The sequence below is a fragment of the Priestia sp. 53B2 genome, from assembly GCF_056099005.1.
Genome location: NZ_JBLZXA010000028.1, coordinates 1 through 15,785 on the forward strand (window position 1 = coordinate 1; position 15,785 = coordinate 15,785).

17 protein-coding genes and 4 pseudogenes are annotated in these 15,785 nt (G+C 34.1%); 7 read left to right on the forward strand and 14 right to left on the reverse strand.

Annotated features, from left to right (window positions below):
- Positions 1-224: 224 nt before the first annotated feature.
- A complete protein-coding gene (locus ACN6NE_RS24150) occupies positions 225-1,220 on the reverse strand; it encodes a glycerophosphodiester phosphodiesterase family protein (RefSeq protein ID WP_474327768.1) in 996 nt (331 codons plus the stop codon).
- A gap of 281 nt (positions 1,221-1,501) precedes the next feature.
- Positions 1,502-2,032 (reverse strand): RNA polymerase sigma factor SigZ, encoded by a 531-nt coding sequence (gene sigZ, locus ACN6NE_RS24155; RefSeq protein WP_474327770.1) that lies wholly within the window; start codon positions 2,030-2,032, stop codon positions 1,502-1,504.
- 102 nt (positions 2,033-2,134) lie between these two features.
- Between sigZ and ACN6NE_RS24160 the strand changes: the two genes are divergently transcribed.
- Positions 2,135-3,115, forward strand: a complete 981-nt coding sequence (locus tag ACN6NE_RS24160) for an aldo/keto reductase (RefSeq protein ID WP_474327772.1) — start codon at positions 2,135-2,137, stop codon at positions 3,113-3,115.
- A 185-nt stretch (positions 3,116-3,300) separates the two neighbouring features.
- Here ACN6NE_RS24160 and ACN6NE_RS24165 read toward each other — a convergent pair whose 3' ends face one another.
- Positions 3,301-3,735: a GNAT family N-acetyltransferase gene (locus tag ACN6NE_RS24165; RefSeq protein ID WP_474327774.1), complete on the reverse strand. Its 435-nt coding sequence runs from the start codon at positions 3,733-3,735 to the stop codon at positions 3,301-3,303.
- 242 nt (positions 3,736-3,977) lie between these two features.
- On the opposite strand from ACN6NE_RS24165, the gene ACN6NE_RS24170 reads away from it, so the two are divergent.
- From ACN6NE_RS24170 to ACN6NE_RS24180, 3 genes are all read left to right on the forward strand, one after another.
- Positions 3,978-4,361: a hypothetical protein gene (locus ACN6NE_RS24170; protein ID WP_474327776.1), complete on the forward strand. Its 384-nt coding sequence runs from the start codon at positions 3,978-3,980 to the stop codon at positions 4,359-4,361.
- 484 nt (positions 4,362-4,845) lie between these two features.
- Positions 4,846-5,409, forward strand: coding sequence for an MEDS domain-containing protein (locus ACN6NE_RS24175; RefSeq protein ID WP_474327778.1), 564 nt, complete (start codon positions 4,846-4,848; stop codon positions 5,407-5,409).
- Positions 5,410-5,616: 207 nt separating this feature from the next.
- Positions 5,617-5,913, forward strand: a complete 297-nt coding sequence (locus ACN6NE_RS24180) for a hypothetical protein (protein WP_474327780.1) — start codon at positions 5,617-5,619, stop codon at positions 5,911-5,913.
- 186 nt (positions 5,914-6,099) lie between these two features.
- Here ACN6NE_RS24180 and ACN6NE_RS24185 read toward each other — a convergent pair whose 3' ends face one another.
- Positions 6,100-6,240, reverse strand: a complete 141-nt coding sequence (locus ACN6NE_RS24185; RefSeq protein ID WP_442456068.1) for a hypothetical protein — start codon at positions 6,238-6,240, stop codon at positions 6,100-6,102.
- Positions 6,241-6,753: 513 nt separating this feature from the next.
- On the opposite strand from ACN6NE_RS24185, the pseudogene ACN6NE_RS24190 reads away from it, so the two are divergent.
- Positions 6,754-6,990 (forward strand): annotated as a pseudogene (locus ACN6NE_RS24190) (HU family DNA-binding protein); the annotation flags it as partial.
- Positions 6,991-7,096: 106 nt separating this feature from the next.
- Here the strand turns inward: ACN6NE_RS24190 and ACN6NE_RS24195 are convergent.
- Entirely contained in the window at positions 7,097-7,378 is a 282-nt protein-coding gene (locus ACN6NE_RS24195; protein ID WP_474327782.1) for an AbrB/MazE/SpoVT family DNA-binding domain-containing protein, read from the reverse strand.
- Positions 7,379-7,559: 181 nt separating this feature from the next.
- The gene (locus ACN6NE_RS24200; RefSeq protein ID WP_474327784.1) at positions 7,560-7,790 is read right to left on the reverse strand and encodes a hypothetical protein; all 231 of its coding nucleotides are present in this window, start codon (positions 7,788-7,790) and stop codon (positions 7,560-7,562) included.
- 447 nt (positions 7,791-8,237) lie between these two features.
- Between ACN6NE_RS24200 and ACN6NE_RS24205 the strand changes: the two genes are divergently transcribed.
- Positions 8,238-8,714, forward strand: a complete 477-nt coding sequence (locus ACN6NE_RS24205; protein WP_474327786.1) for a DUF2975 domain-containing protein — start codon at positions 8,238-8,240, stop codon at positions 8,712-8,714.
- Between the two features lie 10 nt (positions 8,715-8,724).
- Positions 8,725-8,940: a helix-turn-helix domain-containing protein gene (locus ACN6NE_RS24210; protein WP_474327788.1), complete on the forward strand. Its 216-nt coding sequence runs from the start codon at positions 8,725-8,727 to the stop codon at positions 8,938-8,940.
- A gap of 549 nt (positions 8,941-9,489) precedes the next feature.
- On the opposite strand, the pseudogene ACN6NE_RS24215 reads toward ACN6NE_RS24210, so the two are convergent.
- The 8 genes and pseudogenes from ACN6NE_RS24215 to mobL form a co-directional block, all read right to left on the reverse strand.
- A pseudogene (locus tag ACN6NE_RS24215) lies at positions 9,490-10,049 on the reverse strand (L,D-transpeptidase).
- Positions 10,050-10,470: 421 nt separating this feature from the next.
- Positions 10,471-11,136, reverse strand: coding sequence for a restriction endonuclease (locus ACN6NE_RS24220; protein ID WP_474327790.1), 666 nt, complete (start codon positions 11,134-11,136; stop codon positions 10,471-10,473).
- A pseudogene (locus ACN6NE_RS24225) lies at positions 11,129-12,093 on the reverse strand (toprim domain-containing protein). Before ACN6NE_RS24225 ends, ACN6NE_RS24220 begins: the two are co-directional and overlap by 8 nt.
- A 218-nt stretch (positions 12,094-12,311) precedes the next feature.
- The gene (locus ACN6NE_RS24230; protein WP_474327792.1) at positions 12,312-13,253 is read right to left on the reverse strand and encodes a hypothetical protein; all 942 of its coding nucleotides are present in this window, start codon (positions 13,251-13,253) and stop codon (positions 12,312-12,314) included.
- A 167-nt stretch (positions 13,254-13,420) separates the two neighbouring features.
- Positions 13,421-13,942, reverse strand: a complete 522-nt coding sequence (locus ACN6NE_RS24235) for a DinB family protein (RefSeq protein WP_474327794.1) — start codon at positions 13,940-13,942, stop codon at positions 13,421-13,423.
- 168 nt (positions 13,943-14,110) lie between these two features.
- Positions 14,111-14,386: a hypothetical protein gene (locus ACN6NE_RS24240; RefSeq protein ID WP_098622365.1), complete on the reverse strand. Its 276-nt coding sequence runs from the start codon at positions 14,384-14,386 to the stop codon at positions 14,111-14,113.
- 50 nt (positions 14,387-14,436) lie between these two features.
- Complete coding sequence (locus tag ACN6NE_RS24245) at positions 14,437-14,916, reverse strand: hypothetical protein (protein WP_474327796.1); 480 nt, start codon at positions 14,914-14,916, stop codon at positions 14,437-14,439.
- Between the two features lie 3 nt (positions 14,917-14,919).
- Positions 14,920-15,660, reverse strand: a pseudogene (gene mobL, locus ACN6NE_RS24250) (relaxase MobL); the annotation flags it as partial.
- Between the last annotated feature and the right edge of the window lie 125 nt (positions 15,661-15,785).

Here is a 15,785-nt window from a genome sequence, read left to right on the forward strand (position 1 = left end):
TTCCGCATTTCCGCATGCAACCCACGAGCCCGTTACCAGGCCCGCAGTTTTGGACGGGGATAGTTTTTGCGTCTAAACCAGTGGCGTAAGCCACACTATATAAAAGCGACTTCTTGTCGCACCATAATCAGAATTCTAGGAAACATAAATAAGAAAAGCAATTGGAATAAAAACCAATTGCCTCATTGCTGCTATTTAAATTAATTGCTTCAACGATCATAGAATTACTCTTCATTCGTCTTATAGTAATCTCCTATTTTATCAATACGATTGGTCCATATTCCTCCTGAATAACCATCTGGAAGTCTTTTTACATCCTGAATAGAATCAAAACCAGTTGAAAACTCGCTTCCATTTCCTCCTACGATAATTATTCGAGTATTTACATCATCCATTCGATTTAAAAAACGACTTGGCCATCCCCATAGAAAAGGACCAATCTTTTCTGGTATATGTAATTCTGTATTTTTACATGCCTTTGGTACGTACCCCGTCCAACCTGTTGCTATATATGGGATAAGACAATCTTTCATAGTCGCTTTGGACATAACCTTTAGGTTGGGCATTTTCTTTTTTAATGAATCAATCGGTTCGTCTCCGCCATAAACCGTTATATTTTTTAAACGCTTCTTGGAAAATTGTGATAAATACTTAGCTAATTGTCTTCCTTCTTTCGGATCGTTACTTTTCACATGAATAAGAAATGCTTGGTGAGGAAAATGCTCCATTACTTCACTCAGAGAAGGCATGAGGTTGACTCCCTTACCACGAAAAGGATATGTTTTCCCTCCATCAGCTGTATATCCGTATCCAATATCTAATTTTTTTAATTCAGCCATTGTATAATCCCTTGTCACGCCTTTTCCATTTGTTCGACAATCTACTGTCCAATCATGAAATACTGCAAATTGATTGTCTTTTGTAATGTGAACATCAAGTTCAACCATATCAGCTCCATCCTCAAAAGCAGCTTCCATAGACGGAATGGTATTTTCTAAAAAATTATGTTCAGGCTTGTAAATTCTTTCGGCTGTACACGTGTCATTTTGAATATCTCTCATTGTAAATGTTTGAGCAACACCTCTATGAGCAAGTAAAAAAGGTTGACTCTCTCTTTTCTGAGCTAGTAAAGAACTATTATTTAAATAAATAAAAGCTATTACAATCAAAAAAACAAACCATGTAGTTTTACGCTTAAACACTTTCTTTAAAAGCTTCATAATATCCTCCGATTAGTCATAACATTTGATCTGTTGTCAATTCCGAATCATATAGAAAGTAATTATCATTTTCAATAGACGTAAGGTGATAACTTCATAATAATTTCAAGATAATTACAACTGAAAATAATTTGAGCCACTAATTTACAAACTAGTTATGAATGTTTCATGCATCCTTAATTAATACAATGTAAATTCTCGGTAATCTAAATTAATTATCTTTTGCATACTTTAGTTTCAAACTCACTTCTACATGTATTTTAGTTAGTAAAAAACAATAATTAATCTTTCATAATACGAAAGTCAACAATATTTCCATATCGATCTGATTCAATGTGACAGCAACCTTCTAATAGGTATTTTAACTTTTTCCGTCCACGTTGCACCCTTGACTTAGCTCCTGAATAAGAAATACCTAACTTTTCGCTTAATTCCTTTTGGGACAATCCTTGAAACTCATAAAGTTCGAGAGCTTCAAGATATTTTTGTGGCAACCTTTGCATAGTGGATTGGATACATGCAGATGCTTCCCTAGAAAAATTTTCATCATGGGTTTCGTTACATAGTTGAACATAATCAGATAGTTTCTCAGTTGATTTTTCTTTACGATAAAAATCGATAGTGGTATTTCGAGCAATCTGATAAATCCAACTATACATTTTTTGTTCATCCTTTAAATCAATAAAATGAGAATTTATTTTTATAAACACTTCTTGTAAAATATCGTCCACCTTAGAATGATCATGGACTCTTTTTGCAATAAATCTTTTTAGTGGGTGATGAAATTCATTCCACACGTCCTCTATATTCATCTAAGACATACCTCCTATCAAAACTTTCAATTCATTTTGCATCTTTTTTTATTTTATCTCGTCACCTATAGTGTAACAAAAATAATGGAGGAGGAATTCATTTTGGAATATACCTTTTTAGGAAGAACAGGTTTACGTGTTAGTCGATTATGTTTAGGTACGATGAATTTTGGGGTTGATACAGATGAAAAAACTGCTTTTCGTATCATGGATGAAGCACTCGATGCTGGTATTAACTTTTTTGATACTGCCAATATCTACGGATGGGGAACGAATGCAGGATTGACAGAAACGTTGATTGGCCGATGGTTTGCACAGGGAGGACAACGCAGGGAAAGAGTCGTTCTAGCAACAAAGGTGTATGAACCGATATCAAATCCAGTAGATGGACCGAATGATGTTAGAGGGTTATCTCTTTATAAAATTAGACGCCACCTTGAAAGTTCGTTGCAACGGTTACAAACGGATCATGTAGAGCTATATCAGATGCATCATGTTGATCGTCGAACACCGTGGGAAGAAGTATGGGAAGCCTTTGAAACTCAAGTTCGATCCGGTAAAGTAGATTATATTGGGTCTAGCAACTTTGCAGGTTGGCATTTGGTAAAGGCACAAGCTGTAGCCAATGAAAGAAATTTCATGGGACTGGTATGTGAACAACATAAGTACAGTTTACTCGAACGAACTCCCGAAATGGAAGTTTTACCTGCAGCACAAGACCTGGGGCTAGGCGTTGTAGCATGGAGTCCATTAGCAGGAGGACTTCTTGGAGGCAATGCCCTCAAAGCTAATGGAGGAATCCGGACATCTAAGCAAACGGATCGAATTGAGAAACATAAATCTCAGCTCAATAGATTTTCCAGTCTATGTACAGAATTAGGGGAAAAAGAGGCAAATGTTGCACTCGCTTGGACGCTTTCAAATCCGGTCATGACTGCACCCATCATTGGGCCAAGAACAGTGGAACAACTTCAAAATGTCTTACGTGCAGTTGAAATCAGTCTAGATGAAAACGTACTTCAGGAGTTAGATGACATCTTTCCAGGTCCGGGTGGAGAAACACCTGAAATATACGCATGGTAAAACAAGAATATTTTATCAGCAATCAAAAAACAAAGTAGAGACCATACAATAATCAGTTATAAATGAAAACTCGTTGAGAGAAAACAGCTGCCTTCCATGGAGGTAGTTGTTTTCTTTTTTACGATGTATACGAGATACAAAGTTAGTTACCATAATCAACGTTATCGGTAGAAAAAGTACTTGAATTAATTCAAGTACTTTACAAATAGAACCTTATCTTGATTAGTTTTATTTCCACGTTCAATTTCAAAACCCATTTTAGTATGATAAGCAATTGAAGCTCTATTTACAGGAGAAGTCACACAGCGAACAGTATTACGGCCATTTTGTTTAATTACATCGAAAAATTGATTATATAATTGTTTTCCAATACCTTTCCCCCTGTACTCCGGATGGATTCCAACAAAGTGAATATATGCTTCATTCAAATAAGATTGAGATAAGAATCCAATTAAAAAACCTATGATTTTACCTTCTTCTTCAACAATAAAGCTAGTATTTTTAAAATGATCAAAAAAAAGCTTTGGCAACAAGTCAGACATTTGTCTTCCATTCCACCAATCGTTAATTAACGGAGATATTACATAATAATCTGATCCTTTCACTAAACGAACTGTCATTGTGATCTCTCCCTAATTTATTTATGGATTTACTTAAATTGATGCTATCACAGGAAGAAAATATTATGTTGTTCTTTCTCTTTTCTTGCTAATGAATGCTAATATGAAAAGTGAATAAAATATACAGAATCAGTTTACATAATACCAGTTTTTCTAGGTAGTCTTATATAATTGACACTCTCTCCCTCTGGCTTAAAAACAATTGTATAATTGGAATATATTATCATAAGAGAGGTGTTTTTATGAAGAATAGACCAATTTTATCTGTATTCATCACAACAGTTCTAATTGGACTTTCACTTTTAATTAATGATTTTTTTAATAGTGAGAAGGCTTCATATTTGGAAGGGATTTTTTCCGTTGGTTCAGTACTTTTTATTATAGGTTTAGGAGCCGTATTATATATTTTATTAGTACCGAGCTATGCTTTAATTGAAAATAAATTCAGATCCTCAAAATTCTTTTTAAAGCTCTTACTTTATATACTCATTGCTATAACACTTTCTCCCATTGTTACATTGATCGTAGAACACAAACTATATTTAGATAAACATATTACATCAATTTTAATCAGTTCCTTTATTGTATTTTCACTTTTAAATTATAAAAAACAAGTTAATTCTTGATGAATACCGTATGCATAGCTAGTTTACATAAACACTCTTTCCAGTACACATCACAAAAAAGAACCCTTGTTGCAGAACGGTTCTGCCAAGGATCCTTTTTCCGGAGTATGCAGCTTATTATACAACCTTGATTTATCAACATTTGGCCTCGGGCTGAGTGACAAATAGATGAATAAAAAGCGCACCTTTTATTCATATGCTGTAACTTGTCTGAAATGTCCCTGTTATAAAAATATGTTAGGATTTATTTATCAGCATATTCTATAAAATGTTTCAGAAAAAATCTACCTCACTCCATCCAATGCTTGTAAAATGAGGTAGATTTTTTGTTCGTTTATTGGGAAAGTAATACACCTTTTCAAAATTGAATAGAAATAATATAATTGTTTAATTTTATTTAGCTCAATTAACTAAAAAATTTCCCAATTTAATCCACGAAAGAACACTAGTATAATTAAGGGATACAAAGAGAAAGGATGATTTCTTGAAAAATAAAATAAATCAGTTGTTTAAAGATCAAAAGAATGTTCATGTACTGTATTCCTATAATGAAATGAAAAATTACATTAACCAAGTTGTAGATTACATAAAAGACGGAATTTACGCTGGAGACTACATTATTCTTATTGAAAATGATCGTATTTATCCCCTCATAAAAAAACAACTGGAAACGCTATTAACAAAAGATCAAATGAAACTGGTACACCGTATAAATAACTTTGATTTTTATTATTCAAGTGGGAGTTATCATCCTCCCTCAATCGAGAATTACTTTAATAAAATGATACAACCTTATGTAGAAAATAAAATCTCTTTTAGATCATGGGCACATGTAGAGTGGACCACTATGAAAGATCCTTTACATCTAATAGAGGATTTTGAAAAAATAGTGGATGAGGCTGTAAATCAGCTATCGTTTCCATTAATCTGCGCGTACAAAGGTGAGCGAATGCCAGAATATCTGAAAACGATTTTGTTGGAAACACATCCATATATCCTAGTAGAAGATGATTTCATCGTCTCCGAACAATATCGACCAACTAAATGATGTAAAATAATATAAAAAACGCTTAAAGAATTCTTTAAGCGTTTTTTTACTTGCTTTCTTACAGATCAAGAATACATTAACACTTGTATAATTTAAGTCACTCTAAAAGAGTGCCTTTTTAGAAAGGTTTTAGGTTTCCAAATCCAAATAATAGGTTAATATTTACTTATAAAGCTATTGAAGGGTGTAGAAATGGAGGGGAGTAAGTTGCCTAACAGAGAGTATCAATACTATTTTATAAAGTTAGGTAAGTTATATTATGTAAATGATTGGTGTAAGGACGTAAAAAAGAAAGAGATAACCAGTTATGAATTTACACATGATGAATTGGTTGCATTTCCCTTTGACAAAGAGTCTATTGCGAAACAAATGGCAGAAGAATGTGGAGGCCATATTGTAGTCCGAAACGCTACGTTTAATGATTATGTAAGACAAGGACAAAGATGGAGTAATTATATAAGTTGCAAAAAGAAAAACTCATGGAAGATCTATACCTTTAAGTAAATGATAAAGTACTTCCGTTATAAACCCTTTAGTCTTTAAAAAGATTTAACCTTGAGTTTAGTGTACTAAATACTTAAGCAGAAATACCAATAGGCGACCTATTCCTTCTGCTCAGAGGGATAAAGTCACCTACACGATTTTTCCATTCATTATTATTTATCCTTTCTCTTTCTCCTATTTATAAATTTATTGGTTTACATGTTTCTGTTCTAACTGATTTACTACACCCTCCTGACATTCATTGATAAATAAATAAGTAAGGTATGAATGTAAATCAAATCGTTCTTCATTAATAAACGTAGAGAAAACCTGTTTATATTCGCTCAATAGTTTGACCTCCTTTATGCAAGTTCTTATTTTCATTATTGCTCAACTAGCAATCTCTTATACATACAAATTAGCAAAATATTTTATATGATAAGCTATTTTCATCTTGTACTGGTCTCTCCTATGCCATATACAATGATAGCCATGCTTGCCATCCAACCTAATTTTCATTATAAATGTAATCGCTTGCAAAGTAAATTAAAATAATTGAATATTCTGTTTTTTATAGCGATATTAGGGAAAGTATGGAAATTTTTTATAAATAGCTAAAAAAAATTAAATAATTAGAAAGAGATTTTATATGTTAAAGTATTGGACCAAAATCAAATTAGCTGTCCGCAAAAGTATAACTTTACGGACAAGATATTTTAGGTATTTTGTATTAAAATATACTTTCTTTGAATGCTACAGACCCATAAGAACGTACGTTTGAATTCCTTGAGTAAGCTATGATATATTTCTTGTCTATACACCACTATACATAGTAGAGAATGAGGTAAGTAGATATGAAAAAAAGCTGAATTAACAAAACAAGATACAAAAAAAGCTATTGATGGACTATTTGCAACGATTTCTGCCACATTGGCAGATGAAGAGAAAATTCAAATTGCTGGATTTGGTACATTTGAAGTACGTGAACGTGGAGAGCGTACAGGACGTAATCCACAAACCGGTGAACAAATGGTCATTCCAGCTACAAAGGCTCCAGCCTTTAAGCCAGGTAAAGAATTTAAAGAAGCTGTAAAATAAAAAAAGACCTACATGAACTCTCCAGAACCTTGCTGTGGAGAGTTCGCATAGATCCAATTAAAAAAGATGAGTCGAAGACACTCTACCATACGGAAACACTTATAAATTACGCTTTAATGCCAAATTTAAATTCAATCTCATGCTTCAAAATCTCTACTCCTCGTGGGCTTAATACAATCCCTTTTGCATATTCCCTGTTTTGTGAGGTCACTTCACCGGTAATCATGCATTCATTTTGGGCTTTGTATTTCTGAAGAATAATGTGATTGCCATCCACAAATATTTCTACAGGATCTTTTTCTTTGATAGTAAGAACCTTCCGTAACTCCACAGGAATTACAATACGACCCAACTCGTCTACCTTTCGCACAATACCCGTTGTTTTCATATTTTTCCCAACCTCCAAAGATAAAATAAAGGACATGAATTCTAGATATTCCTTTTACAGAATTAAATTTTTGCTGCATCAATTGTTTATTCTTATACAAAAACAAAGGGATTTTGTTGTCTCTTCTTTTTTGAGAAAGTAATTTAGCACGAGAATAAATAGTTGCACAAATTACTTAATACTATCCCCTTACATTTCTTTTACTGTCTCTTTTAAATTGTTCTTTCACATACGTACACGTACGCTCATGATCACGGGAAAAGAAGTGATCCTTTTTATGGTACACTTTTACTCCACAAGATGGACACGCAAAGAAGCCAATTGTTAGCTCACCCGGCACCTCATGTGCATAAAACTCACCAGTTGCTGTAAACATCACTACACGATTCGCTTTTTCGATTTTGGCTCTCATTTCAATTCCCCCTTACCCATATTATTCATATACTTCTATAATAAGGTCTATATGGTAAGAACACAAAAAATAAGCAGTATCCCGTGTTTTGACACGAGATGCTGCTTTTAGTGTTGTTTCCACATAGACTGTATGTACCATTTTCATTCAAGTCTAACCAACGTTTTCTTAATAGATTGCAAGGAGTGTCTCAAAGAATGTGGACTATCTTGCTATTGCTATAAAAAATCTAAGAATCCCTGTTTACTTTATGGAATTTCCATCTATACTTTTTTAATTTTATTAAAGTCTTTAATTATATAAAATAATGTTTTTTTAGCATTTTAAAAATTAAAGTCATTTTGCATAAACAACAATAATAATATGAAATATGATATATTTTTATTGTAAAACAATAAATTATATGTTAAATTCGTATTTGAAATTTAATAAATGAGGTGCTTTACTATGAAACAAACTTCAACAATATTTTTAAAGATAGCTCTTCTTTTTATGGGAGCTCCAGTTCTTGCTTTAGGCATATACGGATTATTTTATTTAGCTAACAATACAGCAAATGCAGATTACTCCTACATACTATATCCTGCTGTAAGCATTATGTATCTTTCAGTTATTCCTTATTTTCTTACGTTGTATCAGGCTTTTCGACTTCTTATCTATATTGACCAGAACAAAGCGTTTTCTAACATTTCTGTAACAGCATTAAAGAAAATAAAATATTGTGCAATTGTGATCAGTGGCTTGTATGTGATAATGATGCCATTTGTTTTTTTGGCAGCAGATAAAGACGATGCTCCAGGCCTTATAATAGTGGGAATGGTTCCTATCTTTGCTTCATTAGTCATTGCAGTATTTGCTGCGGTCCTTAAAAGACTTTTACAGCAAGCGATTGATATAAAATTAGAGAACGATTACACAGTTTGAGGTGGATAAAGTGGCAATTATAATTAATATTGACGTCATGTTGGCTAAAAGAAAAATGAGTGTGACGGAACTTTCGGAGAAGGTAGGAATAACGATGGCCAATCTTTCTATCTTAAAAAATGGCAAGGCAAAAGCTGTTAGGTTTTCAACTTTAGAAGCTATTTGCAAAGCCTTAGAGTGTCAACCTGGTGATATTTTAGAATACAAAGATGAAGAAGATACTTGAAACAGTCACAAATGAAGCAAGAGAAAGAACTTTAACGAGATTGGTTAAGGAAATTAGTTAATTAAAGACACATACATATCGAACAGAGGAGAAATCCAATGAGTTTTACTGGTCTAATTATGCTCTTTGTTTTATTTCTTATATTGATTTTTATAGTAGTTCGAGTAGTTTATCGTCGTAGAAATACTCAAAACAAACCATCATTATGGGGAATCGGAGTACTTTTACTACAATTACTACTAATCATATTATTTTTCACTGAAATTACAGCAAAATTTAATGAACTATTTTTTGATATCCTTTGGTGGATCATAGTTGTATCTGGCCTCATTATTGGAATATGTAAATTTAAAAGGAATGTAATCCTTTCTATATTCAATATTCTCATCAGTCTTATATTAGCAATTTTTATGCTTCTATTATTGTTTATAACATCTATGTAATCATTAAAAATTGTTGGTTATTTAAATACTTTATTGGCCTTAAATAAAAATTCAAAGTAAAAGAGCAGCATCTCATGTTTTATTATCATGGAATGCTGCCCAGATACTAATTGTTTTTCATCTTGTAGCCTTTGAACTGATACCCATATACTTTTGTTAAATCAACAAAGCTCTTATAAGAATACGTGATAACAACCGGTGTACCAACTTGAACTTTATCATAAAGCTTTTCAATATTTGCATTGTGCATTCTCACGCAACCTTGGCTCACGTACTTTCCAATGCTGCTTTCATTGTTATTGCCATGAATGCCGTATGTATAACCATACGTACCGTTTGCATTTAGTCCTAACCAACGTTTTCCTAATGGGTTGCGAGGATCGCCCCAGGAATATGTCCTGTATAGTAAGGGCGGTTTTTAATCTTGTTTACCACTTTAAAAAATCCAACAGGTGTTTTATCCCATGTTTTACCCGTTGCTACTGGATCAACGATTTCAATGTAACCATTGTGAAAATACGCAAACTTGTTGTAGTACTTGTTAATAATAATCAAATCTTGATTCGCTGCTTTGCTTGCTGCTTCTGTTTTCCCCTGATTTACTCCATATAATGCGACCATTAGTAATGTAAGAACGGTCATTGATTTAATAAAAATGTTCTTCATAAAAACTCTCCTCTTTTTTATATTTTTATAGGAAACGAAAAAAGCACCTTCCAATTACGAAAGATGCTTTTTCGTCACAATCATTTATAAATAAAAGCCTAGTTAATCGACGATTTTGACATGCAGAGAAACGCTCTCTGACGAAATTAACTTTTGTTTTGCGTATAAGTACTCATTCGATGCAAATTTCAGCGTCTTAAAAATATACATAAAAAAGAACCCCACTCAATCAGTTAGAAGGAAGATTGAAGTAGGGTAAGTGTGATTGAATCTCTTTGAGAGAGAACAATACCATTACACTGTTATTATGTGATGAATCTAATGAGTTATGCATAAAAATTATCCCTTCCCCAATCAGTTAAGACTCGTATATGAACTCATAACATCGACTCCTTTTTAGAGAAAGAAAAAACAGACCCTCCTATAATGAAGGTCTACTCTCACTTACTTCCTTATTAATTTTCTCTGTATGACGACAAGAAGGGAACGAGGAACAGCCAAAAAAGCGAGTACCATTCCCATCTCGTACGACTAGATCCTGCCCACATTTCGGACACTTACGAGGTTCTGGTGTGATATTTTCAAAGATTTCCCGTGCCTTAAAAACGGGATTGACTTCATTAATAAACTTTTGAAGATCTGCCCGATCCAATAAAGTCACATCACATGCAGCTGCAAGCTCTTTCGCTTGTTTCGTAAAATAACTATTGGTCACAACCCACGCTTGATTCGCTTTATAATACGCTTTTGCCCCATACACTTCTTGTACAGCTGAAATACTGACCCGATTTTTAATTCCATATCGTTTAGCTTGAATGACAATCTTTTCTTTGCCTTTCATCACTAAATCAGCTCCAAAGTCTCCAGACTTTTTGGTTACTTGGGGTTTATATCCTAGCTGTTGGAAAAGGGCCTGCAAGTAAATTTCAAACTGATAACCATCCATTTTATCAATATAGGGCATACCCGAGTGGGCTAATTCTTTCCTATACTTCCGTTCACGAAGGACACGGTAAGCATATTGAGAAAGTTTCACTAAAATCATGATAAGAAAGAGGTAAAATACACCTTGAAACACTTTATCCATTCATTGAAAGCTCCTGTTCAGTTTGTTTATTCCGGAGACGTGATGCCACAGGTTGAATGCTTTTTCCATTCTTCTTCAATTCGTCGTTCCAGTCTTTCGCTCCCTTTGGAATATCTGCTCTTATTAAATAAGCATTAACGATTTGGTTCATTTTGTCAATAAATTCTTTTCCTCCTTGGTCATTGTCGACAGCTAACACCATTTCTTTAATACCTAAGCCTTCTTTTCGAGCTTCGATATAAGACTGAGCCACGGTTTTAGGCTTTAAACCATTCATACTAATAAGGCGTGTATTCTGCAATTGTTTTTCTTATATACTCCAATAAGAAAGCAAATCAATTGGACTTTCAAAAAAATGAATCTTATTTGGGCGACCAACATCAACTGAAAAGCCTGTATGTGGGTTATCGTTCGGTAAGACTTGTTTAAAGGAACCACGCTTATTACTTATCGAAGTTGTGCCTTGCCGATCCGCCCCAATTACCTTTCCTTTACCTCCATGTTCACGCCATTTAAACACTACATTGTTCCGTTTGTCCTGGGCGATCAAATCTTTTTGAAGAAGCCAGTCAACTAACCGAGAATCTATTTTACGTTCTTTTATGAGATAATCTTTTATTTTGCTTTGATCCTTTACTTCTAACTCTTTAGGATAGCGAAAAGGCTCTTTTGATGGTGAAACCGACGGTTGTTTATGCGACTGAGAAAGCTCTTTATAATCGCCTTTGTTGATATCTAATACGGCTCTAATACGGCTTGTGGAAACGACATCCCATAATACATTCGAGCAAAACTGATCGCTCCATATCCTGTTTCATTCCGGCTGTTCCAAGCGTACATATTTCCTTTGATGAGTAAGCTATCATGTTCCGTATGACGATAATATTTTCCTTCTTTTATAAAGGTTTCGCCTTTGGCTTCCAGATACGACAACAAATCAACATCTCGCGCTTTCATGATTTTCCCCTCATTGACGTGTTTTCGTTCTCCCACCTAATCCCTCCTTTACTCCACGATATGAAAAAGGAGAGCTTTTCAGCCCTCCCATTCTATCTAAACCTTTGCTTTTTTTAACGTTCCATTTCTTGTGTCTGGTCCCGTTTTTTTGAAGAAAATGCTCCATTATTCCGTACAAAAAACTTTGTAAATCCATTCTGAGATTTCTCTTCTTTTTTCTATTTGTCATGATCCTTTTTCTCTGTGTCTAAAGCCTTTTCAAGCTTCGTTAATTTCTCACGTTGAGAATCAGTCAAATTCAGCTCTTTTAATTCCTGCAGCACTTCTTTTTTCAATTTGTACACCTTGTCAAAGGAATGCTTTTGTTCAAATTCCTTCATTTTGGCCACACGCTGCTCTTTCTCTTGAGGTGTTTCTTGCTTGAGCTGCTTTTCAATAGGAGCTTTTTCTGCTTCAGCTTCCTTTTTCGCTTCTTTAGAAGAATCTTTTTCATCTGATATGCCTAATTGAGATAACAAGCTTTGCTTAAACAGCTGCTTAAACAGCTGCTTATACTGTGTTTCTTCACTAGGCTGCTGCATAGCTTCTAGTACTTCTTGTTTGTAGCCTTCTTGATACCGGTCCTTCTCTTGTGCCTGTTTTCGTGCTTGAAACTGATGAGAAAGCTCATTTTCCATGCCTTTTAATTGGTCATGAGTAAATGTATTTTCCTTTAAAGCACTGGATTTCAACATGACATAATCGTTTTCTGCGTTCACCCGAACTAACATACTATCAATATCTTGAGGTTTTTCTTTTTCATGCGCCTGTAAAAACGTAAGATAGCTTGTTTCAAGCTGCGTTTCTCGATCTTTGTCTAATACAGGATTTACATCATGACTGTTCAAAAAATCAACGGTTGCTTCACTTTTATAGGCTTGTTTTTGGCCTTTTTCATCCGTAGAAACAAGTAAAACCTGCGGTTTTTCCTCTCCTAGAGCTGATTGTGTTAAGTAAACAGCACCAGAAGGAATGTCTTGCAGCTGTTTCTCACTGATGTTCGCCCAATCTGCCTCGATTTTTTCATTTTGTGGGTGCTTCATAAACTTCTTTAATTCTCGTTTATCTGTAATAAGTGTTTTAAATTGGTCATTTGAAAGAGACGTTACTTTTTTCATCATTATTCCCCCAAGTAATTAGTATTTAGATAATAAATAAATTCCAAGTTGCATGAGAAAAAGCAGAGGAATAAACTACCTCTGCTTTTTTACATTTAATTTTATTAAGTTAAATTTAGATGCTGGATAAAGTTTGTTACTTTCAAAAGAGGAACCTTTAACTAACTCCCTTATTCCTTACTTGAAGCAACTGATCCAACTTCCTTGTCAGGTAGAGCAATTATGTCTGTATGTTTAGGGATATGACCTAATAAACGTAACATGGCTACAATTTGTCCCTTATGGTGGAACTCATGTGTAATTGTATGCATGAGCAATTGTCGAGGAGTCTTTCTTATACGATTAACCTCTGGTCTCCAAGCAAGTTCCCCTTCAATAATGTCATCGAAATTATCGCTAAATTGTTGGAATACAGCATCCACATATGCATCTGCTTGTTCAAAATAAAGTTGAATATCACTTATCTGCATATTACTAATTACTTCTTTAGGTAAAAGAGGCGATTTTGTTTGTAAGAGAACAAAAGAACCCAGCCAAGCATGATAGCAACCTGCAATATGAATCAAAGAATCTCTTATACTCTGAGAACCAAATCCTAGTTCTTTTGTAAAATCATCTCCATTTAACTCTTTACATTGTGTTAATAAGATTTGACGTGTTTGCTTTACCCATTCATACTCTTGTTTCTCCATACTCTCTACTCCTTTATTTGAATATTCCCACTTATATTATAATTTTAATTGTACAACAAATGAGAACAGCCAACATTAATAAAAAAGAGAGCTCTTTACGCTCCCTTACCTTTCGTTAGCTCCTCAACTTCTTTACGCTTATCTTCAATGGACTTTTTGGCATACGCTTTACTCATCTTCTCCCTCCTCTTCTTGATAAGAGATCCCCTTAAGCTCTTCTAATTCTTGTTCATACCACGGTTCTTCTAAATCCACAAAAAGCTTCTGTGTTTTGATATTCATTGGCACCAACATATTCTCTTGATGTACGACATATTGATGAAACTCCTTCGCTTCTTCTGGACTTAAATTCACCTCTACTTCTTGATCTCGATACTGCACAATGGCATGATCCTCTCCCACAGCTTTAATCGAAGCTAACACTAAATCTTTGTTAAAAAACATAATTATTAATTCCTCCTTTTAGTATTCAAATCTCTTTTTATATGAAACAATCAATGAGATTGTTGTTTCCCTCTTGATTCTTCCCAATCAATCCGTTTTTGACGTTGATTCGCAATTCGTTTCTCAACTGTTTCTCTCGCTACTCTTGTACTATCCATCTCCTGCATACTTGTGGTCATCAACCCTTTAAATCTATGATGGAAAAAAAGTCCATTCATATATTCAATTAAAATTTGTGTATTTTTATCAGCTGCGTTCGCTCCTAGTTTTGTTTTTGTCATCTCACCTTTTAATATTTGAATCTCTTCTCGTAAAGTTTGAAACTCATTTTTTAGGGACTCATGGAGATGATGACTAACTACTTCCGTAATATACTTTAATGACCATTCATTGTTTTTAGCTGCTTCATGTTCTTTACAAATTTGTGCAATGGCATCACCCGTGTAGCGTAATCCATGCTCCTCTTTAAATGATTCAATATACGCTTTTGACTCATCTTCAATGGCTAACTTCATTCGTTGCTTCTCCATCCATTAATAGCCCCTTTCATAGTCGTTTTGTTGGTTACGATCACGTTTTGTTTCACGTTGCATTCGTTCATAATGCTGTTGGTTTTTCCAACTTTCATATTCACTTTTAAATGCTTTTTCTATTTTGCGAAGTGAAAAATGTACAGGTACATGCTGCTTATATCTCACTGTTTGATTTCCAGATTGCTTTCTATCCAACAGACGTTTTACGTCTTGCTGCTTTCGATCATAAGCTTTCATTTCTTGCAAAAATGCATTTCCCATTCGCTTATATAAATCATCTATTTTCGTTTGCTTATAATTTTCGTAGCGTCCTTTATCCCTCGTCCCCTCCCCATATGCTTTCTTTAATTCTTTTACTTCTTTATCTAAGTTCTTTATTAATTGCTGATACTCTTTTTGATGATATTTTTTGATGTATTTTTCACTCAATGTATCAATATAAGGTTTCAATGGTTTAATGGTATTGTAGCTATACTGCCATTGCCTTTTATCTTGTGGAAGATGATTATAGACCATTAAAAACAAGGGTTTTAATTCTCGATTGCGCCATGCAAAAGAAGAATCCTGTTTCTTTTGGCCAACCATTTCTTTACGGATTAAGTGATTAATTCTATTCTGATTTTCTCCTCGATCCATAATTTGATTAACAACCGTTGACTTCATTACATCCAATGTTTTTGACTTTCTTTTTCCCCGACTACGTGTAGGATCTGGTTCAACTGTTGCAATGTGAATATGTAATAGTGATAGGTAAACTTTTGAGATTATCTCCGGTTTTTCCCCCACCTCGCACCGTGCATGCAACTTTCATCGCACACGGCGCTCCATCTATTGTTTCTTATTGAAGTTTTTCTAAGTTACACACC

Excerpts from the sequence above, each read along its gene's own strand:
- ACN6NE_RS24150 (WP_474327768.1), bottom strand. The coding sequence starts at position 1,220 with ATGAAGCTTTTAAAGAAAGTGTTTAAGCGTAAAACTACATGGTTTGTT.
- sigZ (WP_474327770.1), bottom strand. The coding sequence starts at position 2,032 with ATGAATATAGAGGACGTGTGGAATGAATTTCATCACCCACTAAAAAGA.
- ACN6NE_RS24165 (WP_474327774.1), bottom strand. The coding sequence starts at position 3,735 with ATGACAGTTCGTTTAGTGAAAGGATCAGATTATTATGTAATATCTCCG.
- ACN6NE_RS24170 (WP_474327776.1), top strand. The coding sequence starts at position 3,978 with ATGAAGAATAGACCAATTTTATCTGTATTCATCACAACAGTTCTAATT.
- ACN6NE_RS24195 (WP_474327782.1), bottom strand. The coding sequence starts at position 7,378 with ATGAAAACAACGGGTATTGTGCGAAAGGTAGACGAGTTGGGTCGTATT.
- ACN6NE_RS24200 (WP_474327784.1), bottom strand. The coding sequence starts at position 7,790 with ATGAGAGCCAAAATCGAAAAAGCGAATCGTGTAGTGATGTTTACAGCA.
- ACN6NE_RS24205 (WP_474327786.1), top strand. The coding sequence starts at position 8,238 with ATGAAACAAACTTCAACAATATTTTTAAAGATAGCTCTTCTTTTTATG.
- ACN6NE_RS24220 (WP_474327790.1), bottom strand. The coding sequence starts at position 11,136 with ATGGATAAAGTGTTTCAAGGTGTATTTTACCTCTTTCTTATCATGATT.
- ACN6NE_RS24230 (WP_474327792.1), bottom strand. The coding sequence starts at position 13,253 with ATGATGAAAAAAGTAACGTCTCTTTCAAATGACCAATTTAAAACACTT.
- ACN6NE_RS24235 (WP_474327794.1), bottom strand. The coding sequence starts at position 13,942 with ATGGAGAAACAAGAGTATGAATGGGTAAAGCAAACACGTCAAATCTTA.
- ACN6NE_RS24240 (WP_098622365.1), bottom strand. The coding sequence starts at position 14,386 with ATGTTTTTTAACAAAGATTTAGTGTTAGCTTCGATTAAAGCTGTGGGA.
- ACN6NE_RS24245 (WP_474327796.1), bottom strand. The coding sequence starts at position 14,916 with ATGGAGAAGCAACGAATGAAGTTAGCCATTGAAGATGAGTCAAAAGCG.